This is a genomic window from Lysinibacillus sp. COL-1 (genome assembly GCF_059814265.1).
The window spans coordinates 3,553,971-3,576,530 of sequence record NZ_JCAWSJ010000004.1; the positions used below are offsets into that span (position 1 = coordinate 3,553,971).

Sequence of the window (22,560 nt, forward strand, 5' to 3'; positions counted from 1 at the left end):
TAATTACCTCCATGTGATATAATGGACTTGTATATGATTGTCATGCTGTTTAATCCTCGCTCGATTAAGCAGCTTTTTTGTATTCATTTAGCCTCACCAACATCCTCTTATCACAAAAGAAATGTACATAGATTAACCTCTGTTTTAGCGTCATATGTCGCCACGCTCTAGGCTTGATGCGCAAGTTTCTTCACCACCTGAACAAGTATCCCTCGTTGGTTTAAATCTGCTACAGTTGTCCATAACTCTTTTTTCTTATGAAGTTTTTCTAGTTGTGTTAACGAATTATGTAGGTCTCGTTCTAGTTGTTTTGCTATGTTGATACGACCTGCTTTTACATGTAGTTTGATTACATCTGTAAGATCATCGATGCAAGCTACTTCTCTTTTAATCTGTTGATTTAGTTTTTTTAAAGCATCCAAGTGAACATACCTCCTATAAATGTTGGTACTAATTGAAGCATTTGTGATACAAGGCTCATATCTATGTTGAACATCATTGCCATTAAGACATCTTGAGCATTTGTCTTTTGTGCAATACTCATTAACGTGTTCACGTCACATGTGATTTTGTTTTTCTCCAGTCGACTCACTGTTGATTGAGATATATTTGCATTAAAAGCCAATTCCTCTTGTGACCATTTCATCTTTTTTCTACACTGTTTAATTATTTCACCGACGTTTAAATTCATGATTTCCACCCTTTTTAAAATATGCATATTCTGCATAATGCACACCGTGCATAGTAAGTAAATGTATAACTTAGTAATATATAGATAAGAGGTAGTTGCCCCTACCTCTTAGATTTCTACTAGATTGGTAGTTTGATTGAGGCCATTTGCCCTGGCCTCTCCTAATTTCGTGGTTGTCTTTGCCACCACTTGCGAATGTAATCATTAGCAAGTTCAGCATCCATCCACCACTTAGAACCTATTTTCTTTTTAGGAAAATCTTCATCATAAAAGAAGTGCTCTTTTATAAAAGGAATACTCATATTTGTTTGTCGAACTAGTTCTTCCATATCCCAAAGGGTATGTTTAATAACTAAAGTGTCGACCTTCTTTTTTGCTTCTTGGCGGACAATATCTTCAATTAATGCGTTATCTAATTCGAATGTTTTAATCATTTAATGCCCTCCTATCAGTAAGGTTTCTCTGCCCAGCAGCCTTTACTTAACTAATTTAAGTTGCGATTGTTTGTTGTAACTTTCGATTTCGATTTCTAGTGAAGTACTTGGTCGCCATTTAGATATGAAGTAAACTGCATCATCAAATTTTGTTTTTGGTAACTCACTATAACGAGGTAATTGGAAATGACGTTTGAAGTCACGCCATAATTCTGCGAATGCTTTACGTGACACTTCGTTATACGCTGTTGAGTTATATCCACCAAGAACTTCAAATACTTTGGCTTTACCTTGTGAATTAAGCGCGAATTCTTGAGAACCATCGATTCGCATGTGATCTTTTAGATACTCAACATCACCTTTAATTGATTTAATTTCTTGATAGTTTTTTAGTGATGTTTGAAGTGCCAGTTCTAATGGATCTTGTACATATTGTTGTTTTTGAAGATGGTGTTCCATTTCGTTAAATCGTTCAATGTACTTCATAGCAAATTGTGTACCTTTTTCGCCAGTCATTCGAGTGCCATATAATTCACAGCCTTTTTTAGTTAATAAGAAACAAGGTTGCTGTTTATTTTGACTATTTGCGTAAGTTGATTCAATGAAATAGGACTCCACAAAAGTGTGGTCACCTAATTGTTCGATGATATTGCGAATGTCGCGTGTAACTTGGTCATGTCTACGACCAACCATTTCTGCCACTTCTGTACTTGGGATGTTTTTAGTTAATTGATTCATGATAAAACCTCCGATTATCTATTTTTGAACTACAAAACTATTGATTAACTATCAAGCTAATTGCCTCGTGATAGGAGGCGAGATATTTATAATCTCTTTTATAACGGAATCCGTTAGTTTATCATCAAAAAAAGTTGCTACAGGTACTCCTAGTATTGTAGCTATAATTTTTAAATGTTCTGCACTCAATTTACTATTTCCGTTTTCAATTCGACCATATGTCATTTCCGTAACATTAATGCCATTAGCAACACGCCTTTTAGTTACACCGCGTGCTATACGAATTCTTTTAACATTTTCATAAATCATATAATCACCTCTTTCCAACTAACGTAATCCGTTAATAACACTATACTAACGAAATGCGTTAGTGTCAACTAGTTTTATATGTTTTTTCTCAAATTCCGTTAATAATATATCAAATTCCGTTAGTTTCGGGTATTCTACAATTATAGGAAAGAGGTGTTAAAATGAGTGATATTATTGGTTCTCGCATCAAGGAACGTCGAAAAAAGATGCATTACACACAACTGCATTTAGCTCAAAAAATTTCTGTTTCTCCTCAAGTGATTTCAAACTGGGAACGTGGTTATACTGAACCGAGTGCAGAAGATATCGCGAGATTATCAGAAGTTTTATCTTGTCCTAGTGATTACCTACTTGGTAAGTCGATAACTGATACTTCTATAGAAGAAAATAATAGAGTTTCAAAAGATGAACGTGATATCGCAAAGCGTATGGACGAATTACGTGAAGATTTATCATCTGCTACAGGCTTGTTATTCAATGGTGAGCCAATGTCGGATGAAGCAAAAGAATCTTTGTTAGAAGCAATGGAATTTGGTATAAGACTTGCTAAAAAAAATAACGAAAAATACATTCCTAAAAAATATAGAGGTAAAGAATAATGATCTGATTCGAGGGATGCAAATGGATTACATCCAAACTAAAGTTGAGGATTTATGTCAAAAATATAACACTAGAAATCCATTTGAACTAGCAAATTTTCTGAAGATAAATATTATCCATTGGGATTTACACCATGAAATTAATGGTTTTTATCAATATGAAAAAAGAAATCAACTTATCTTTTTGAATAACAGTCTTTCATACAACGAGAAACGTGTAGTATGTGCACATGAATTAGGTCATGCAGTTTTACATAGACGCTCCAGTGTTCCTTTCATGCGTGCAAATACACTTTTTTCTATCGATAAAATAGAAGTCGAGGCAAATAAATTTTCTGCTTATCTATTAATTCCAGATGAAAGTTTATTCGAATCATATGAACAATTATCTATATATGATATAGCTGCCTTACATCATGTTCCAATCGAACTAGTGGAACTGAAATTTAAGGGGCTATTTTAATACCTAAAAAAAGAACATACATTCTTTTTGTTACAGGAGGAGCGATGATGGCTAGTTTCCGTAAAAGAAATAATACATGGCAGTACCGTATAAGAATAAAAAACAAGCAAACCGGGGAGTGGAAAGAAGAATCAAAAGGTGGTTTTAAAACAAAAAAAGAGGCGCAATTAGCTGCTGCTGAAATGGAATTATTAATGAAAAATTCAAATTTCAAAAGCAATGGAACTGAGACTGTCGGAGAATTTTTTCCCAGGTGGTTTGATACGTACAAAAGACCAAATCTAAGTGCATCCACTATCGATTTACAAGAACGCGTAATCAAAAACAATATATTACCACGTTGGAAGAATTATAAGTTAAATGAAATTGAATATAACGAGTACTATGAATGGCTTGTTGAATTAAAAGAGGATTATGCTGTTGGTACAATACGTCGTATTAATAGTATATTTTCTAGTGCAATATATTCGGCTGTGCATAGATTTAAGATTTTACGTGAAAATCCAATAATGAAAATGGAAATACCAGGTTCAAAAATTAAAACAAAGGATGCTGTAGAGTTTTTCACTGTTGGGGAAATGGAAAAATTCCTAAAAGCTTCGGGCACAAAAGTAAAGCATTCAAAATATCAGTTATCTTCCGAACACTACACAATGTTTTATCTAATGTTTAATACTGGCATACGGATTGGAGAGTGCCTTGCGCTTGAAACAAATGACGTAGACTTCGAAAACAATCGATTATCAATTACAAAAAACGTTTACTATCCCAATACAGGAGATACAAACACGCCGATTATAGGACCAACAAAAAATAGAGCTAATAGAACGATTGAAATAGATGAAGATACCATTGCAGTACTAAAAAGTTATTTGTTAAATCGTGAGGTTATATATGAAGCGTACCCAAATATAGTTAAACCAGAGTTGCCTCTTCTATTCCATAATACTTTGGGTAAACATTGGAGAGCAAATGTAGTCCGTGAGTTTTTTAAAGAAGTATGTAAAAGAGCTGGCGTCCCAGTGCTATCTCCTCACGCTTTGAGGCATTCACACGCGGTTCACTTATTAGAAGCTGGTGTGGATATAAAAAGTATTGCGGATCGATTGGGGCACGAAACTACAAAAACAACTACTGATTATTATTTGCACATCACAAAAAAGACCGAGCAAAATGCGCTCGATCTCTACAAAAAACATATAAAAAATAAAGGAAAATAAAATTTTGTGGTCAAAATGTGGTCAAACAGGCTTTTTGATATCATATATACATGTACGAAAGCCTGTTATCATCACGTTTTCATCACATTACCCGATAGAACCTTCCATCTCGAATTTAATCAGACGGTTCATTTCTACTGCGTATTCCATTGGTAGTTCTTTTGTGAATGGCTCGATGAAGCCCATTACAATCATTTCTGTCGCTTCTTCTTCAGAAATTCCGCGAGACATTAAGTAGAATAATTGCTCTTCAGATACTTTTGAAACTTTTGCTTCATGCTCTAAAGAAACATTATCATTTAAGATCTCGTTGTACGGAATTGTATCAGAAGTCGATTGATTGTCCATGATCAGTGTGTCACATTCGATGTTCGCACGTGCACCACTAGCTTTAGGACCAAAACGAACTTGTCCCATATAAGTTACCTTACCACCTTGTTTAGCAATCGATTTCGATACGATTGTTGAAGATGTGTTTGGTGCCATATGGATCATTTTTGCGCCAGCATGTTGGTGCTGTCCTTTACCTGCTAATGCAATGGATAATGTCATACCACGAGCACCTTCACCTTTAAGGATACATGCTGGGTATTTCATTGTTAACTTAGAACCGATGTTACCATCAATCCATTCCATTGTACCGTTTTCTTCAACAACTGTACGTTTCGTTACAAGATTGTAAACGTTATTCGCCCAGTTTTGAATCGTTGTATAACGGCAATAAGCATCTTTACGTACAACAATTTCTACAACTGCAGAGTGTAAAGAGTTTGTTGTATAAACAGGCGCTGTACAACCTTCAACATAATGTACGTGTGCACCCTCGTCCACGATAATTAATGTACGTTCGAATTGACCCATGTTTTCAGAGTTAATACGGAAGTAAGCTTGTAATGGTGTTTCTACTTTTACACCTGGTGGTACATAGATAAATGATCCACCTGACCATACAGCTGAGTTTAATGCAGCAAATTTATTGTCCGTGTAAGGAATCACTTTGCCCCAATATTGTTTGAAAATATCTTCGTTTTCACGTAAAGCTGAGTCAGTATCTTTGAACACAATACCAAGATCCTCAAGATCTTTTTTCATGTTATGATAAACTACCTCAGACTCATATTGTGCTGATACACCAGCAAGATATTTTTGTTCTGCTTCTGGAATACCTAATTTATCAAATGTAGCTTTGATTTCCTCAGGTACTTCATCCCATGATCGTTGTGTAGCTTCTGATGGTTTTACATAGTACGTAATTTCATCAAAATCTAAATCTCCAAGATCGCCACCCCATTGTGGCATTGGTTTTGTATAAAATGTTTCAAGTGCTTTTAAGCGGTACTCAAGCATCCACTCTGGCTCTTGTTTCATATTTGAAATTTCACGGACGATTTCTTCAGTTAAACCACGTTTTGAACGGAAAATTGATACGTCCTTGTCATGGAATCCGTATTTGTAATCGCCGATATCAGGCATTTTTTTAGCCATCGTTTCTCCTCCGTTCACTGAGATGTATTTTCTCCAGGTATTCAACCCTTGTCTTGGATGAAAGCCATGTTGCTTTCATCCAAGCAACAAGGATGTAAGATTTATTTCACGCCTTTTTCCATTGCTTTCCAAGCTAATGTCGCACATTTAATTCGTGCAGGAAATTGTGAAACACCTTGCAGTGCTTCTACATCCTCAAGGTCGTATTTATCGCTATACTCTTCCCCCATCATCATCTTAGAAAAAATATCTGAAAGCTCTATTGCTTCTTCAACCTTTTTCCCTTTGATGAGCTGTGTCATCATCGATGCAGAGGACATGGAAATAGAGCAGCCTTCGCCGTCAAATTTTGCATCCTCTACGATACCGTCAGTCACTTTTAATGTTAAGTGAATGCGGTCGCCACATGTTGGATTGTTCATATCAATCGTTACAGCATCCTCTTCTAAAGATCCTTTATTACGAGGATTTTTATAGTGATCCATAATGACCGAACGATATAGTTGATCTAAATTATTAAAAGACATCTCCAAAATACTCCTTCGCAGAACGTAACCCTGCAACTAAACGGTCAATATCCTCCTCTGTATTGTACAGATAGAAGCTTGCACGCGCTGTTGCTACTTGCTGAAGACATTTCATTAGTGGCTGTGCACAATGATGTCCTGCACGAACAGCAATCCCATTCATGTCAAGCACCGTTGCAACATCATGTGGATGTACATCATCTAAGTTAAATGTCACCAATCCACAACGCTTCATTGGATCACGTGGGCCGAAAATTTTCAAACCGTCAATTGTCTCAAGCTGATCCATTGCGTAGCCTACAAGCTTATGCTCATGTGCTGCAATATTATCTAGCCCAATGTCAGTTAAGAAATCAATAGCGGCACCTAAACCTATTGCACCTGCAATAATAGGCGTTCCACCTTCAAATTTCCACGGTAATTCCTTCCACGTTGAATCATAAAGCCCGACAAAATCAATCATTTCGCCACCAAACTCAATTGGCTCCATCTTTTCAAGGTGTTCCTTTTTACCATATAGTACACCTATTCCAGTTGGTCCGCACATTTTATGCCCTGAGAATCCGAGGAAATCCACATCCAAATCTTGCACATCGATTTTCATATGTGGGGCAGCTTGTGCACCATCGGCTACCATAACCGCACCATTAGCATGTGCAATTTGAGCAATTTCTTTAATTGGATTTATTGTTCCAAGGACGTTTGACGCCATAGATACGGAAACGATTTTTGTTTTAGGTGTGACTGTTGCACGAACTTTTTCCAGACTAATAGTACCATCCGCTTCTAGCTCAATGTATTTCAATGTTGCATTTTTCTCTTTAGCCAGCTGTTGCCAAGGAATAATATTGGAGTGATGCTCCATATGGGTAATAACAATTTCATCACCCTCCACGACATTAGCACGCCCATAACTTGACGCCACCGTATTTAAAGCCGTTGTTGTGCCACGTGTAAATATAATTTCCTGCGTTGATTGTGCATTGATAAACTTACGAACTTTTTCACGTGCACCTTCATATTTATCTGTTGCACGATTTCCTAATGTATGCACGCCACGGTGAACATTAGAATTATCAAATTCATAATATGCTTTAATAGCTTCAATCACTTGAACAGGTTTTTGAGACGTTGCAGCACTATCAAGATAAACAAGTCTATGACCGTTGACATCCTGATTTAAAATTGGGAAATAGCTTTTAATGTCTTTATTCATCATTAGCGAACTTTCCTTTCAATAACCTCCGTCAGTTGCTTTTGAACGCCCTCAATTGGTAATTGCGTAACAACTGGCGCAAGGAATCCATGGATAACAAGGCGCTCTGCCTCTGCTTTTGAGATACCACGGCTCATTAAATAATAAAGCTGTAATGGATCTACTCGACCAACAGACGCTGCGTGTCCTGCTGTTACATCATCTTCATCAATTAATAAAATTGGGTTTGCATCCCCACGAGCTTTTTCTGACAACATTAATACACGTGATTCTTGTTGTGCATCTGCTTTTGTCGCACCATGCTCGATATAGCCAATACCGTTAAAGATTGATTGAGCTGCATCTTTCATTACACCATGCTTTAAGATATGCCCGTTAGAGTTTTTACCCCAGTGACGAACCTCCGTAGTGAAGTTAAGTTTTTGTTCTCCACGACCAACTACTACTGTTTTTGTATCTGCATGAGAACCGTCACCAATTAAATGTGTAATGTTTTCAGAGATTGTATCTGAGTCATTCATCAAACCAAGAGCCCAGTCAACTTTTGCATCACGTGCTAATCGTGCACGACGATTTACGTATGTCGTAAAGCCTTTTGCAAGTACATCTACTGCACCATATGTTACTTGTGCATTATCTTGGACAACGACTTCAGCAATAATATTTGCTTGACCTTTTGCCTCTTCAATTGTTGAAATATATGTTTCTACATAAGTTACAGCAGAATTAGCTTCCGCTACTACTAAAACGTGGTTGTATAATGAAGCTTCTGCATTATCGTTTAGGAAAACAACTTGAAGTGGTTGCTCAATGATTACGTTCTTTGGTACGTATACAAACACACCACCATTAACAAGCGCTGTATGAAGTGCTGTTAACTTATGCTCCTCCACTTTAACAGCTTCTGTCATAAAGTATTTTTGAACAAGTTCACCATGTTCACGGACTGCTGTGAAAATATCAGTAAAAATAACACCTTTATCAATAAGTTCTTGCGATGTCTTAATGTACGCTGGTGTATTATTACGTTGGATATATAGGTTTTCTTGTGATTCAAGGTCAATTAACCCTTTTGCTTCTTCAGGTAGAGCATCCAATGAAGAGAATGCCTCACTATGAACCGCCAATTGCGGGAATTCCATGAAATCCCATTTTGTAATATTCGTTCTATCTGGTTTTGGCAAATCTAAACCAGTTACTTTGTCTAGTGCTGCCGCGCGAAGTTCTGTAAACCAAGTTGGTTCACCATTTGCTTCTGAGAACGAGCGCACGTCCTGTACTGTTACAGGCAAGTTAAGTTCCACTGTCATGCTAGTTCGTCCTCCTTCTTATGCTTCTTGTTCTTCTGCTTCTTCTTCGATACCTAATTCTTTTTTAATCCAATCATAGCCTTCTGCTTCTAAGCGTTGTGCAAGCTCTGCACCACCAGATTTTACAACACGTCCTTGCATCATTACGTGTACATGATCTGGAGTAATGTAGTTTAATAGACGTTGATAGTGTGTGATCATTAAGCAGCCAAAGCCTTCACCGCGCATTGCGTTAATGCCTTTTGATACTACTTTTAATGCATCAATATCAAGTCCAGAGTCAATTTCGTCTAAAATGGCAAATGTTGGTTTAATCATCATTAATTGAAGAATCTCATTACGTTTTTTCTCACCGCCAGAGAAACCTTCATTTAAATAACGTTGAGCCATATCTTCATGCATTTCTAGGAAATCCATATTTTTATCTAATTCACGAATAAATTTCATTAATGAAATTTCATCGCCTTCTTCACGACGTGCATTAATCGCCGAACGTAAGAAATCAGCATTTGTTACACCAGCAATTTCTGATGGATATTGCATTGCTAGGAATAAACCAGCTTGAGCACGCTCGTCCACTTCCATTTCAAGTACATCTTCGCCATCAAGCTCTACAGTACCTGAAGTGACTTCATATTTAGGATGACCCATAATTGCAGAAGCTAGTGTCGATTTACCAGTTCCGTTTGGCCCCATGATTGCGTGAATTTCATTTGTATTAATTGTAAGATTTACGCCTTTTAAAATCTCTTTCCCGTCGATCGCAACGTGAAGATCTTTAATAACTAAAGTTGACATGAAAATACCTCCATAGTGTTCAGTGAATGGGTCAACCATTCCTTAATTATTATCATTCTAATCTTAACTGAAAATCGTTCTCTATGCAAACCATTTCAATTACTTTCCCATTTCTCAAATAAAATATTGAAAAACAAAGGATTTATAAGCATTTTCAGATTATTACTAGTTCAGCTAGACAATGAGAATAGACTTTCTTCATTTTCAATGAAATATCCCTAATTGAGAATAGATTTCATCTAGCTACATAGTGAAAACCCCTTGGAAAGTGTTAATTGTAGCGGTTTTATGACAAATTTGCATAAACAACCATAACTATACTATAACCTATTTCATTAAAATGGAATCAATTAAAAACAAGATATTTTAAGCAAAGTTTCTTCTAGACTTCAATAACCAAATCCATCTCTCAAGATAACATAATATTCTAATTATTATTTTGACATTTACAATCATTTTTCATCTTAAATAATATATAATTAAGGTAAAATCAATCTTATTTTTAGATTAATAGAGGTGAATATTTGTGGAGTTACGTCAATTACGCTATTTTGTAGAGGTTGCTGAACGGGAGCATATTTCAGAGGCCGCGGAGCATCTTCATGTAGCCCAATCTGCCATCAGTCGGCAAATCGCAAACCTTGAAGATGAATTAGGCACGCCATTGTTCGAGCGCGTTGGTCGAAATGTGAAATTAACTCCCATTGGGAAAACATTTCTTGAGCATACCATTACAGCCTTAAAGGCCATTGATTTTGCGGCAAAGCAAGTAGAAGAATATTTGGATCCTGCCAAAGGTTCTATTAAAATTGGCTTTCCAACAAGTTTGGCTAGCTATGTTCTGCCTACTGTTATATCCGCCTTTAAACGAGAATATCCCGATTTACAATTCCAACTACGTCAAGGATCTTATCGATTTTTAATTGATGCGGTCAAAAACCGGGAGTTAAACCTAGCCTTTTTGGGACCATTACCCCCTAAGGACGAATCCATTCAGTCCACAATTCTGTTCACTGAGAACATCGCCGCACTACTACCCGCTAATCACCCATTAGCTAAAAGGGAAAGTATTCAGCTAGCAGAGTTGAAAAACGATTTATTTGTCTTATTTCCAGATGGCTATATATTACATAAAGTAGCTATGGATGCTTGCCGTGCTGCAGGCTTCTTACCAAATGTTATTTCAGAAGGTGAGGATTTGGATGCACTGAAAGGTTTAGTAGCTGCTGGTATAGGTGTTAGTCTATTACCTGAAAGCTCCTTATATGATTCAGCCGCTCGATTTACCGTCAAGGTTCCAATTGAATCACCCACAATACCTAGAACAGTTGGCATTATCTCACCCGTAAATCGAGAAATCGCACCATCTGAAGCAATCTTTTTAGATTTTGTGAAACATTTCTTTTCTCGTCTTTCCCAATTCCAATAAAAAGGCGATGTCAATAGCAGAGAAAGACTTTTTGACAAGGCGAGAGGTTGATTTCCGTTCCGCCAGCATCCTTTCCAAGGGGCATCCGATGAGCCGCTTCACTCACCGCGTTCGCTCCAGGTCTCCGCTGTGACGCTAATCCCTAAGAGTGACGCTGGCTCTACTCTAATCAACCATACTGCATTTTGTCTTTCTTACTAAACTTAAGGAACATAGCCTATTATTAGAGAAAGGATAGGCTATTATTTTCAATGTGAAGAAGTATTGGTCCCAACAGCCATCGATTAAATGAGTAATGAACACCATCATTTTATTTGTGCAACCTTTATCACTTTGCAGATGAGAGTGGCAGACTACTTGACTCCCGTAGGATAGCGTGACAGGGGGCAACTGCTTTTATTCTGCACAACAAGCGGAAAGCAAGTTTCCTAAAACGAAAAGCCCTTTTCACCTTTCACTTTCAATACTATGAAAAAAATCGCCTGAAAAGGCGATTTTTTTGCATGAATGCTATTCAATTGATTGCTCACTGATCCATTGTAAAGTTCTTGCACCTAAGCCTCCAGCACGCCATAGCACCACGTCATGATAGCTTCTTTTTTGTATATAGTTTACCCATTTCTCAAGTGTTTCTTGATCTGCATACCAAACCTCATGACTGACATTGTCATCATCTACATACGTAAAATAAACGGCCCCACTCCCCTTATCACGCTGCTTCACTGCATTCGTTTCAGCTAATAGTTGTTCAGCCTCAAGCTCTGTTAAAGCAACAATTTGACCTTCGGCTACCCAATCAAAGCCTCCTGTAGCAAAGGCAATCGCTAAATCCTGATTGGACTTCTTCACTTTTCTCACTAAATCATTGAGAAAAGAGTAAGTGGCCTTCGCACCTGGACCACTATGATAGCCATGAACATTATAGGCCATGACAGTATAGATTGGTCCATTTGGCAATTTCATATTAAATGGAAAACTTGGCTCTAGAACGACATGTAATGTCACATCCTTTTTTGAAAGAGCTTTGTACAGCTCTTTTAAAAAAAGAATGTAGTTTCGAAGGTCTTTCTGTGCTACCTTTTCATAATCAATCTCAATGCCACTCACTTGGTATTGATCGACTACTTGCAAAATATTATTGATATGCTTTTGCCTCGCAGAAGAATCCTGCACGAGTCTATGCAAAAGCGTACTGTCCTTTTGAACAGAAGGGGCATTATCTGTTACATAATCATTGATAAGCGTTAGGATTACAGGATGGGAATCATTAAATTGTTGCTGCGTTTGTTGTAGCATGTCAATCGCATTTTCAGTTAATAATAGTTCATCTTTGCTATTAAAATAAGCACCAAAAACCCGTATATCTTGTAATCCATCTAGAGAATTTTTCACATCCTCCATCGCAGATTTATTTTGCCATTCTGGTAACCAGATGGACAATCGAAGCTTCTCCTTGTCCTTTATTCCTACCTTTGCTTCAGCTGGTGGCTCTTTACTATTACTACAAGCAGTGATAAATAGTAGTGCTATACATATAAACAATACAAAGTTCTTCACTTGAATCAAATTTCACCCCGATTTAGAAGGTTTCAATAAAGAAATCCACAACATGATTAAACATGGTGATGGTTTTATGCTTCACCTTCTCAAAATTCGTATATTGGTTCGTAAATATGGTTTGATCTTTACTGTCTGTAATTAATATATCCTCTATCAATGTATCGTAAATATCATCTGCATACTGTTCATGTGAAGTATCCTTTTTACTGTACAATGCACCAAATCCAATTTGTGACCCTTGTAACAATGGATTTATTTGAACGGTCCCGGATAATACATTATCAACATCTATTTCTATTTTATCCTTATTCACGGTAATGTTAAATACTCTTTTTTTCGTTAAGTTTCTTGGGTATTCTTTGTCATTAATCCGTGACCCATTTTGTGTATCTTGATAGGAATAAACGGTCGCTTTGTTAAAGGCATATTCCTCTTCATTCCATTTTATTTCATTTAACTGAAAACGCTGCTTTTCAACAATTCCTGCTCCTGGTAATTTTTCGCTAATCACAATCTCATTATCTACTAATGCAACTCGCAAATAGCTATTCGTTTTTTCATCGTAATTAATATAGAAGGCTTGCTGACCCACAACATTTCCCTTAAAAGTAAAATGCGCCTGATAGTTTTCGGGTAAGGCTTCCTTAAAGAGAATTCTCCCTTCACTTGATGGTGCTGATGTTAACGTAACTTCATTGTTTTCAAATTCAGCAGCACCGTTCATTACATCCCACTTCTGTGCTAATGAAAGATCCCCTATTTTGAATTCAACATTTTGTTTACTAGCTTGACGGATTTTCATCATGACATGATTGGTTGACCAATAGGGGGAGACTTGCAAGCGATTTAAATTATACAAATCTGCCTCTCGATCATTATAGGCACCTAACTCTAAATTGAAGTGCATACGAAACTTGTCTTTAATTTCCTTATCATTGACATGCTGAACAAGTGGGTCCATATTGTTATACAGTGAGTTGGCATGCATAATTGCATAGGCTTTCGGCACTTCGCCAAACTCCTGTTGATAGATTTCCTCCATCAATGTGTAATCCTTGCGAATGCGTTTTTCCATCTCTAATCGTGTTTCACTTGGAATCATATATTGATTTCGAATAAAGTCCATTAAATAGTGGTTATAGTATTCTATCGTTGTTTTATTTGGTACATTATTTTCATCAATCACACCAAGAGACTGTCCCTTATCATTAAAAATATTAATATAGGTTAGCCTATATCCATTAGATCCTAGCTCCCAATAACCGCTTCGTTCCATTAGCTTTAAATCTTTAGGCTTTAAAAATTTATTGTCTCGCGTATCCATTTTATTAGCATACGTAAACATCGTCGCCTTATAATTTAATTTTTCCATAATATTTTGAGCAAAAATACTGGAGTCTGTTCGTCCATCCTCAAACGATAAATACAATGCTTTTTCTGGCAATGGTTTATCTTTTTGATAAAAATCTAAAATATCCTGTTGCGTAATGGTTTGATAACCTTGCTTTTCTAGCAATGTTAATTGTTCTTCTAAATTCTTTTTGGACACATATTTAGGTGAATCATTTCTACTCACACCGAAATAGGAAAGGGCAATAAAGCCCTCTTTATTGTTTAATAGTACCGTTTCAGCTGTTCGTTTCTCTGTTAAAAATACAGCTTTTATTAAAATAACAGCTAACAAAACTACAATGATTAATTGCACGATTGAACGGATGATTTTTCGACGATTTTTTTTTGCTGGCTGGAGTTCTATATTTCTCTCATTCATTCCTTCTCACCCATTTTTCTAATTTTTAACATCAAAAATCGGGATTTTCGTAATTTTTGCTTTTCCATTTTCTTTTCTTTCGCGAGAATGTCCTGAGGTGTCTCCCTTGTCCCCCATGTAGATTTCCAAAACGTCACCCAAGCAACTGGCATCTGCCAAAGCAAAATAAATTCATAATAGAGAACAAAGATAAAGCCAAATCCCCATAATTTACTTTTTCTAAAGAATAAATGAGCCAAACTCATTAGCATGGCCATTAGTAGTAAGCCAATTAAAAAAGTGGTTGGAAAAATACCATACATCAGTGGTACATAAATTAAGTTATAAACAACGACAATTGGTGCAGCAATCGGCACAATTAAACCAATAATGAAGAAAAGGAACATAAACGGTTCTTTTTTCCACATAAATAAAAATGCTCGTAATGATTCTCTTAGCCAAGAGCGTTTCCATCTCATTTGCTGTGATAAAAAAACTTTTGTGTCAGAGGGTACGATCGTTGAGCAAATGGCATTGTCCTGATAACCTGTTCGATGCGTTTTCAAAATATAGTTAGTCATACTGCGATCATCACCAAATGTCGCTGGCTGACCAAGAAATTTTTGATTGAGCCAGGCCTTTTCATTTTTTAAAATAAGCTCTTTTCGATAACATGCTAATGGCCCAGATAAGCAAGTAACCGTATCAAACCATGATTCAGCCGCTTTCATAATGCGGAAGGCGATATAATAACGGACCGTTTGTAATTTCGTTAGAGCATTCGTAAATTTATTTTCAACCTCAGTTCGGCCAGCTACACCGCCCATTTTAGGATCTTGAAATGGCTGTACTAAATTGCGGATTGCATGTGGCTCTAAAAAGCTATCTGAATCCACAAAAACAACTAAATCATGCTTTGCTTGATGAACACCAGCTACTAACGCTTCACGTTTCCCTCCATTTTGTGGCAGCTTATAAAACTGTAAGCGATCATTTGTCCTAAAACGCTGGCCCTCTTGATGAATAAGGTCAATCATGTCCTTTGCCTTTTCTTCCGTACGATCTGTTGAACAATCATCCACAACAATGACTTCTAATTTATCTACTGGATAATATTGATTGATACAGCTTGAAATTGTGCGATGAATCCATTCTTCCTCATTAAACACGGGGATAATAATCGATACACCTGGTTCAAACTTCGGATTGATTGGTACATTCTTATAGAAAATACCAAATATATATCTACTTAGTAGAAACGTAGCCGCAATAATACTATATAAATATAAAAATTTATTAAACCTAAAGTAAATCACACTTTCGGCTCGCATTAACATGACAATAAGTGATACAACCAATAAAAATAAACTGGCCATAAAAATAGAAATGCCCCAACGTTTTTTTGTCATATATTCATTCAAAGGCTGTAAAAATTCACAGGCAACGTAATACCGGATTTGTCCATCTATCTCTTTCGTAAAAAAACGTTTAACCTTAGCCTTTAACTTTACTTTAGCTTCATAGCCCTCAGGCATCGCTCCACCTGGTATTGTAAAATTCATTGTTAAAATTTCATCGATGAGTAAATGATGGGGCTGATTCGTGTAAACAAGGATACCTGTTACTGAAATATCCTCCGCATAGTATTTGTCTGAACTCACTTGACGTCGTGCTCGTTTAATTTGCACCTCAAAATGAGTTTCATAGCGCAAGCTTAGTTGTTGGAGCCGATAAATTTCATTCACATCGGCAGGATCAATTTCATCTTTCTGGTAGGATGCGCCACGCCGATTGACAAGGCTCCGTACATTTTCGGGATCAGGAATATTTGATAAAATCCGACGATCAGAGCGTGGTATGGTTAAAACCTCTTTTTTCGTTTTCATCATTCATTCACATCCCTATTTGAATCTTCTTCAATCCAAGTCGACATTTTACTAAAGCTGTAACCATCTTGTTGCAGCTTTTCAATGATGAGTGGCAGTGCTTCTACCGTATTAGTTCCATCTAAAATGTGCATGACAATGACCTTTCCTGGCCCGACCCTAGACATCACTCGATCATAAATGTCTTGTGCTGTATACTCTAAATTCCAATCAAAAGAAGCTATATCATACATAGCAATCGTTTTAATGCCCGCAGCAGTGATGATTTTGGCTGTTCGCTCATCCATTATGCCTTGTGCTGGTCTAAAATAGAGTAGAGGTGGCTCTTGTAGCGCATAGGTCAAAGCCCTATGTGCTTTTACTAAATCGTCCTGTAAATCTTCGGGTGTCATTTTCGTAACATCTAGATGGTAATAGGAGTGACTAGCTACCTCATGACCTTCCTCTACAATCATCTTTGCTAATTGTGGATTTTTCTCCACGCCACTACCGATCAAGAAAAAGGTGCTTTTGATTTCATATTTACGTAAAATATCCAACACTTCTTTTACTCTTTTTTCATGTGCCCAGTCATCAAAAGTAATCGCAATCTCCTTTTTAGTCGTCTCTTTCCGATAATATAAATTCGGCTTGACCTGCTCATAATTTAAATTGGGGCTAACAGCATCATAACCAGCTATCTCTTCTACAGACTTTGTTAAATAGCGCTCATCTAATAAATCACTTAAAGTAGTAAAGGTATACTCCCGTTCATTCGCTAATTGGGCTAATAAAGGAATGGCATCCATAATAGCAGGGTTAATGTATGTGTTGAGATGAATAATAGAGCCCCTATCAATATATTGGCCGATATAGTCGATCAATTCCTGAGCACTTTGCATTTTTCGATCAAGTGGATTAATAGATAATCCAATAACGGCCTTCATATTTAGTGCTGCTGCTGCTAAGCGCATATTATCGGTAACATCACCTGAGCGACTGCGAACAAATTGTGGTGTATAACCTAAATGCTCTTTAAAAATTTGATTGGTTAAAACGATTTCTTCATACGTTTGGTCATAATCTAAAGTTGATACATCTGGAAATGTCAATGTACCATTTTGCACCTCATGTCCCCTTTTTAATATTTCTTTAACAAGCTCTGGCTCCTGAGCAACACGCATCCCCTCTAGAAAAAAGGTTGCTTTCATATTCGATTCATCTAATTTTGTCAGTAGTAACTCCATCGTTTCATTATCTGCGAAGCCATTAAATGTTAAGGCAACCTTTGGCACAACTATATTGGCATGACTGATTAAGTCACTCATAGTACCATCAGATTTTTTGACGTCTATGGTAGAATCAACTGGGTGAATCGTTTCTTTAGGAGTAGATTGACAGCCTGCTAACAACAGTAGAATGAGCAGACCACATAGTTTAAGTTGTTTCATTTCCCATGAATTCTCCTTATAATTTGTAATAATTTTTATTTTTAAACAGAAAATGGGTATTTCGTGTATCAAAAATTAAAGAAGCCTGTTGGTCAATTAAAGAGTAATCAATATCTGAATGATTCGTTAAAATTAATACTGCGTCTGCCTGTTGGATTATTTCTACTGTTAGTAGGTCCGTCTTGACAAGAGCTTGCTCTACAGAAAAGGTTTCAATAAAAGGATCGATAATCTTTAACTGACACTGATTATCTAGTAGTTGTTGAATAACACGAAGTGCTGGAGATTCACGTGAATCATTTATATTGGGCTTATAAGTAACGCCAATGACAACAATGTTTGCCTTACACAGCTCTTTACTTTGTAGACGTAAGTAGTTTTCTAATCTGTTCACAACAAAATGAGGCATGGAATCATTGACTTTATCTGCCGCTTCAATTAGCGTTGCCGAGATCCCGTGTTGTTGTCCTGCCCACAATAAGTATTTAGGATCGACTGGAATACAATGCCCTCCTACTCCTGGTCCAGGTGTAAATGGCATAAAACCATATGGCTTTGTAGAAGCTGCATGAATGACTTCCCAAATATCGATATCCATTTTGTAGCAAATCTGACTTAACTCGTTGACAAGGGCAATATTAATTTGACGAAATGTATTTTCCAGCAATTTCTCCATCTCAGCCACTCTTGGGCTTGAAACAGGACAAACATTGGTATGAATGACTGTTTCATAAAAGATCTTTGATACTTCTAAGCATGCTGCAGTTATTCCACCAACCACTTTAGGCGTATTTGATACGGAAAAGTTGATATTTCCTGGATCCACACGTTCTGGTGAATAGGCTAAAAATAAATTTTGACCAATCACAAAACCATAGTTTTCTAAAATAGGCTGGACAATTTCTTCTGTTGTCCCAGGATACGTTGTACTTTCAAGAATAACTAACCCATTCGTCTTTATATATTGTCCGATGGTATGTGTTGCCTCTTTTATATATGAAATATCGGGAGTTCCTTCTGCAGAAGTAGGTGTAGGCACACAAATCATAACGACATCCACTTGTGAAAGCTTAGAAAAATCATTCGTTGGCTCAAATTGATTACTCTTTAGCATTTGCTGTATATTTTCTTTAGGTAGATCAGCGATATAGCTATGACCATTTTGTAACTGCATGATTTTATCTTGGTTTTTATCAAAGCCTATCACCTGAAACCCACTTCGAACCATTTCCACTGCAAATGGTAACCCTACATAGCCAAGCCCAATAACCCCAATTGTAGCTTTTTTTGTGTGGATTTTTTTTAATAAAGCTTTGCTTAATGATGTCGTTTCAATTGTCATAAAAAATTACTCCTTTATCTAATCTAGTAGTCCATTGTCATCGTTCTTTTCGTTACAGCTTCATTTGACCATAGTTATTCATGGCAAGCATTTTGCAAAGTAATTTGTCACTTCTCATCATCGTACTGTACAGACTCCTTTCATCGCTACATACTTACGTATGATTTTTCTAGTCAAAATAGATTAAAAAAATAAATTTAACTCAAAAAAACTTCATCAACATTTATATAGTACTAATTATAACTAAACAATTTCTAAACAATTATAAAATATACTCATAAACACCTATATTTTATGAAATCTAATAATATTTGTGCAATAATGTTCATCCTATTTAACAAATAATTTCAGAATTACTTTCTAACTCTAAAATAATTTGATTAAAAACAACACTGATTGATGTTAATAGTTGATAAATCAACTTTTTAATAATTGCAATAAAAATAACCCCCAAGTATCATTAATGAGCGATACTTGAGGGGGCTAATAAAAAAGTAAGTGAGTTAGATCACTCACTTACCCTTTTAATTATTGTACTGGTACTACTGCACCTTTCCATTCTTCTAAAATGAAGTCTTGGATTTCTTTAGAAGTTAATACTTCTAATAATTTTTTAATTTCTGGTCTTGTTTCGTCGCCTGCACGTACTGCGATAATATTCACATATGGAGATTCTTTGTCTTCAAGAGAAATAGCATCTTCGATTGGATTTAAACCATTATCGATCGCAAAGTTAGAGTTGATAAGTACTGCATCGCCCTCATCATTTTCATACATTTGTACAAGCATTTCTGGTGCAGTATTCGCATCGAATTTAAAGTTTTTAGGATTTTCTTCAATATCCTTTATTTCTGCTGCCGTTTTATCAATACCTTCTTTTAATTTAATTAAGCCTTTAGCTTCCAGTAATGATAGCATACGACCGTGGTCTGATACTGAGTTAGAAAGTAAGATTGTTGCGCCTTCAGGCAGATCTTCTAAAGTTTTATATTTTTTTGAGTAAATACCGATTGGTTCAATATGAACGCCACCAGCATTCACGAAATCATAGCCATTATCTTTAATTTGTAACTCCAAGTATGGAATATGTTGGAAATAGTTTGCATCAAGTGTTTTTGAATCTAGATCTTGGTTTGGAAGAACATAATCTGTATAAGTTTCAATTTCAAGGTCGATGCCTTCTTTAGCTAAAATTGGTTTTGCTTTATCTAGGATGACTGCGTGTGGTGTATTAGAAGCACCTACTTTTAATGTTACATTGTCTTTACTATCTGTTTGATCAGATGCTGAATTGGCATCTTCCTTTTTATCTGTACCACAAGCTGCTAATGCTAGTACAAGTATAGATAAAAATAATCCTGCTAATAACTTTTTCATTTATGACACTCCCTTTTATTTGTTTCAAATATGTTAGCGGTTAGAACCGGAATAACCTCTTTTAGTCTTACTAACGTTTATCAATCTTCACCGTTATGAGATCACCAATCCATTGAATGATAAATACAACTACTAAGATCAAAATAGTTGCCATTAATGTCACATCTTGGCGATTTCGTTGGAAGCCGTCTAGGAAAGCTAAGTTACCAAGACCACCTGCACCGATAATCCCTGCCATTGCAGTATAACCAACGAGGGCAACAGCCGTTACAGTAATTCCTGAAATTAGTGCTGGTAAAGATTCAGGGATCAGTACTTTCCAAATAATTGTGGATGTTTTTGCCCCCATTGAACGGGCTGCTTCAATGACACCTTTATCTATTTCACGTAACGCAATCAATACCATACGAGCGTAGAACGGGGCTGCACCGATAATTAGAGCAGGTAATGCCGCATTTGCTCCCCGAATCGTACCAAGTAAGAATTTCGTAAATGGAATTAATAAAATAATTAACACGATAAATGGGATGGAGCGGAAAATATTAACGATTGAACCCGTTAAAAAGTTAACCATTTTATTAGCCCATAGCTGATTAGGGCTTGTTAAAAATAGAACGATCCCAATGACTAACCCAAGAATAAATGTGACAACTGTAGAAATTGCCGTCATGTACAATGTTTCATACATAGCTTGCCACATATTTTCCCAGTCTACGTTTGGAAAAAGATTAGTTAGCATTTGCGATCACCTCCGTTTGTACTTCGACTGTATTTAAATAACGAAGGGCTTCAGCCACATTTGTCTTCGAGCCATCAATTTGCACAATCAGTGTACCGTATGCACCGTTTTTCGTTTGCGAAATATTACCATGAACAATGCTTACTTCTACATCAAATTGTTTCACAAGATGTGAGATAACCGGCTGCTCGGTCTTTTCACCAACAAAAATCAGTTTAACAAGTTGTCCAGTTGGATAATTTGTTTTGATTTGTGCCACCGTATCCTGTGTTTCCTTTGTATCTGTAATCTGAGATACGAATTTTTTAGTGATAGCCGCTTGTGGTGCTTGGAAAACTTGCAATACCTCACCACGTTCCACTATTTCGCCTGCCTCCATGACCGCTACACGATGACAAATTTTGCGGATGACATGCATTTCATGGGTAATCAAAACGATTGTTAGGCCTAAACGTTCATTGATATCAACGAGTAAATCAAGAATGGCATCCGTCGTTTCAGGATCGAGTGCGGAAGTCGCCTCATCACATAGTAAAACCTCTGGATTATTCGCTAATGCACGGGCAATCCCTACACGCTGCTTTTGTCCACCAGAAAGCTGGGATGGATATGCCCTGTCACGTCCCTCTAGACCAACAAGTGCAATTAATTCCTTCACTCGTGCTTCACGTTGAGCCTTTGAAACACCTGCTATTTCTAGTGGAAATGCAATATTTTCGGCAACTGTTCTAGACCAAAGTAAATTGAAATGTTGGAAAATCATACTTACCTTTTGTCTAGCTGCTCTAAGCTTTTGCCCTTTAATCGATGAAAACTCTTGACTGTTCACCGTTACTGTTCCTGTTGTCGGTTTCTCTAAACCGTTTAATAAACGAATCATGGTACTTTTACCAGCGCCACTATAGCCGATAATGCCAAAAATTTCACCTTTATTGATGGTAAGGTTGACGTCTTTGACTGCCGTTAATTCGCCATTTGCTGTTTTGTACTTCTTCGTAATATTTTGAAGCTGGATCATAGCGAATACTCCTTTTCTCATATAGAAAACCCCTTCACTCACAGACAAGTAGAAGGGGTCACGTATAATAACGTTAAACCGTTCTCTCATCTTTCAAAGAAAAATCTTTGAGTGATTTGGCACCTTTTCACTTTGTGATGGTTGCCGGGCTTCATAGGGCACTTCCCTCCGCCACTCTTTATAAGAGTTCGATATATTTAATGTTTTAGTAATATATTTGATACTTTACCACGCTAGTA

General features: G+C 36.7%; 22 protein-coding genes and 1 riboswitch. Of the genes, 4 read left to right on the forward strand and 18 right to left on the reverse strand.

Annotation, left to right across the window (positions count from 1 at the left end):
• Positions 1–167: 167 nt before the first annotated feature.
• The 5 genes from AC6BKE_RS26005 to AC6BKE_RS26025 all read right to left on the reverse strand — a co-directional run bounded on the left by AC6BKE_RS26005 (position 168) and on the right by AC6BKE_RS26025 (position 2,172).
• Positions 168–422, reverse strand: a complete 255-nt coding sequence (locus tag AC6BKE_RS26005) for a hypothetical protein (protein ID WP_499858264.1) — start codon at positions 420–422, stop codon at positions 168–170.
• Positions 410–691 (reverse strand): helix-turn-helix domain-containing protein, encoded by a 282-nt coding sequence (locus AC6BKE_RS26010; protein WP_499858265.1) that lies wholly within the window; start codon positions 689–691, stop codon positions 410–412. Before AC6BKE_RS26010 ends, AC6BKE_RS26005 begins: the two co-directional genes overlap by 13 nt.
• Positions 692–852: 161 nt before the next feature.
• Positions 853–1,125, reverse strand: coding sequence for a group-specific protein (locus AC6BKE_RS26015; RefSeq protein WP_499858266.1), 273 nt, complete (start codon positions 1,123–1,125; stop codon positions 853–855).
• Positions 1,126–1,167: 42 nt separating this feature from the next.
• Positions 1,168–1,863 carry a Rha family transcriptional regulator gene (locus AC6BKE_RS26020; RefSeq protein WP_499858267.1) on the reverse strand — a complete coding sequence of 232 codons (696 nt, stop codon included), beginning with the start codon at positions 1,861–1,863 and terminating at the stop codon, positions 1,168–1,170.
• A gap of 51 nt (positions 1,864–1,914) precedes the next feature.
• Positions 1,915–2,172, reverse strand: coding sequence for a helix-turn-helix domain-containing protein (locus AC6BKE_RS26025; protein WP_499858268.1), 258 nt, complete (start codon positions 2,170–2,172; stop codon positions 1,915–1,917).
• Positions 2,173–2,333: 161 nt separating this feature from the next.
• Between AC6BKE_RS26025 and AC6BKE_RS26030 the strand changes: the two genes are divergently transcribed.
• The 3 genes from AC6BKE_RS26030 to AC6BKE_RS26040 are packed head-to-tail and all read left to right on the forward strand — an operon-like array spanning position 2,334 to position 4,454.
• Positions 2,334–2,771 carry a helix-turn-helix domain-containing protein gene (locus AC6BKE_RS26030; protein ID WP_499858269.1) on the forward strand — a complete coding sequence of 146 codons (438 nt, stop codon included), beginning with the start codon at positions 2,334–2,336 and terminating at the stop codon, positions 2,769–2,771.
• 22 nt (positions 2,772–2,793) lie between these two features.
• The gene (locus AC6BKE_RS26035; RefSeq protein WP_499858270.1) at positions 2,794–3,234 is read left to right on the forward strand and encodes an ImmA/IrrE family metallo-endopeptidase; all 441 of its coding nucleotides are present in this window, start codon (positions 2,794–2,796) and stop codon (positions 3,232–3,234) included.
• A 47-nt stretch (positions 3,235–3,281) separates the two neighbouring features.
• Complete coding sequence (locus tag AC6BKE_RS26040) at positions 3,282–4,454, forward strand: site-specific integrase (protein ID WP_499858271.1); 1,173 nt, start codon at positions 3,282–3,284, stop codon at positions 4,452–4,454.
• A gap of 87 nt (positions 4,455–4,541) precedes the next feature.
• Here AC6BKE_RS26040 and sufB read toward each other — a convergent pair whose 3' ends face one another.
• From sufB to sufC, 5 genes are all read right to left on the reverse strand, one after another.
• Positions 4,542–5,939: a Fe-S cluster assembly protein SufB gene (sufB, locus tag AC6BKE_RS26045; protein ID WP_271910798.1), complete on the reverse strand. Its 1,398-nt coding sequence runs from the start codon at positions 5,937–5,939 to the stop codon at positions 4,542–4,544.
• 101 nt (positions 5,940–6,040) lie between these two features.
• Entirely contained in the window at positions 6,041–6,466 is a 426-nt protein-coding gene (sufU, locus tag AC6BKE_RS26050) for a Fe-S cluster assembly sulfur transfer protein SufU (RefSeq protein WP_036119698.1), read from the reverse strand.
• On the reverse strand, positions 6,456–7,685 hold the full coding sequence (locus tag AC6BKE_RS26055) for a cysteine desulfurase (RefSeq protein ID WP_058844830.1): 1,230 nt from the start codon (positions 7,683–7,685) through the stop codon (positions 6,456–6,458). The genes sufU and AC6BKE_RS26055 overlap by 11 nt, the downstream gene beginning before the upstream one ends.
• Positions 7,685–8,992 (reverse strand): Fe-S cluster assembly protein SufD, encoded by a 1,308-nt coding sequence (sufD, locus tag AC6BKE_RS26060; RefSeq protein ID WP_036119683.1) that lies wholly within the window; start codon positions 8,990–8,992, stop codon positions 7,685–7,687. Before sufD ends, AC6BKE_RS26055 begins: the two co-directional genes overlap by 1 nt.
• Before the next feature lie 18 nt (positions 8,993–9,010).
• A complete protein-coding gene (sufC, locus tag AC6BKE_RS26065) occupies positions 9,011–9,790 on the reverse strand; it encodes a Fe-S cluster assembly ATPase SufC (protein WP_036119680.1) in 780 nt (259 codons plus the stop codon).
• Between the two features lie 526 nt (positions 9,791–10,316).
• On the opposite strand from sufC, the gene gltC reads away from it, so the two are divergent.
• Positions 10,317–11,219, forward strand: coding sequence for a glutamate biosynthesis transcriptional regulator GltC (gltC, locus tag AC6BKE_RS26070; protein ID WP_036119678.1), 903 nt, complete (start codon positions 10,317–10,319; stop codon positions 11,217–11,219).
• Positions 11,220–11,729: 510 nt separating this feature from the next.
• Here the strand turns inward: gltC and AC6BKE_RS26075 are convergent.
• The 8 genes from AC6BKE_RS26075 to AC6BKE_RS26110 all read right to left on the reverse strand — a co-directional run bounded on the left by AC6BKE_RS26075 (position 11,730) and on the right by AC6BKE_RS26110 (position 22,321).
• Positions 11,730–12,776, reverse strand: a complete 1,047-nt coding sequence (locus AC6BKE_RS26075; protein WP_230593772.1) for a glycosyl hydrolase family 18 protein — start codon at positions 12,774–12,776, stop codon at positions 11,730–11,732.
• Between the two features lie 22 nt (positions 12,777–12,798).
• Complete coding sequence (locus AC6BKE_RS26080) at positions 12,799–14,550, reverse strand: polysaccharide deacetylase family protein (protein ID WP_499858272.1); 1,752 nt, start codon at positions 14,548–14,550, stop codon at positions 12,799–12,801.
• Positions 14,547–16,418, reverse strand: coding sequence for a glycosyltransferase family 2 protein (locus tag AC6BKE_RS26085; RefSeq protein WP_499858273.1), 1,872 nt, complete (start codon positions 16,416–16,418; stop codon positions 14,547–14,549). Before AC6BKE_RS26085 ends, AC6BKE_RS26080 begins: the two co-directional genes overlap by 4 nt.
• Complete coding sequence (locus AC6BKE_RS26090; protein WP_230593769.1) at positions 16,415–17,845, reverse strand: polysaccharide deacetylase family protein; 1,431 nt, start codon at positions 17,843–17,845, stop codon at positions 16,415–16,417. Before AC6BKE_RS26090 ends, AC6BKE_RS26085 begins: the two co-directional genes overlap by 4 nt.
• A 16-nt stretch (positions 17,846–17,861) precedes the next feature.
• Positions 17,862–19,187: a nucleotide sugar dehydrogenase gene (locus tag AC6BKE_RS26095; protein ID WP_499858274.1), complete on the reverse strand. Its 1,326-nt coding sequence runs from the start codon at positions 19,185–19,187 to the stop codon at positions 17,862–17,864.
• Positions 19,188–19,715: 528 nt separating this feature from the next.
• Positions 19,716–20,564: a MetQ/NlpA family ABC transporter substrate-binding protein gene (locus AC6BKE_RS26100; RefSeq protein ID WP_036119645.1), complete on the reverse strand. Its 849-nt coding sequence runs from the start codon at positions 20,562–20,564 to the stop codon at positions 19,716–19,718.
• Positions 20,565–20,634: 70 nt separating this feature from the next.
• Positions 20,635–21,303, reverse strand: coding sequence for a methionine ABC transporter permease (locus AC6BKE_RS26105; protein ID WP_036119643.1), 669 nt, complete (start codon positions 21,301–21,303; stop codon positions 20,635–20,637).
• Positions 21,293–22,321, reverse strand: a complete 1,029-nt coding sequence (locus tag AC6BKE_RS26110) for a methionine ABC transporter ATP-binding protein (protein WP_036119655.1) — start codon at positions 22,319–22,321, stop codon at positions 21,293–21,295. The genes AC6BKE_RS26105 and AC6BKE_RS26110 overlap by 11 nt, the downstream gene beginning before the upstream one ends.
• Before the next feature lie 83 nt (positions 22,322–22,404).
• Positions 22,405–22,508, reverse strand: a riboswitch (SAM riboswitch).
• Between the last annotated feature and the right edge of the window lie 52 nt (positions 22,509–22,560).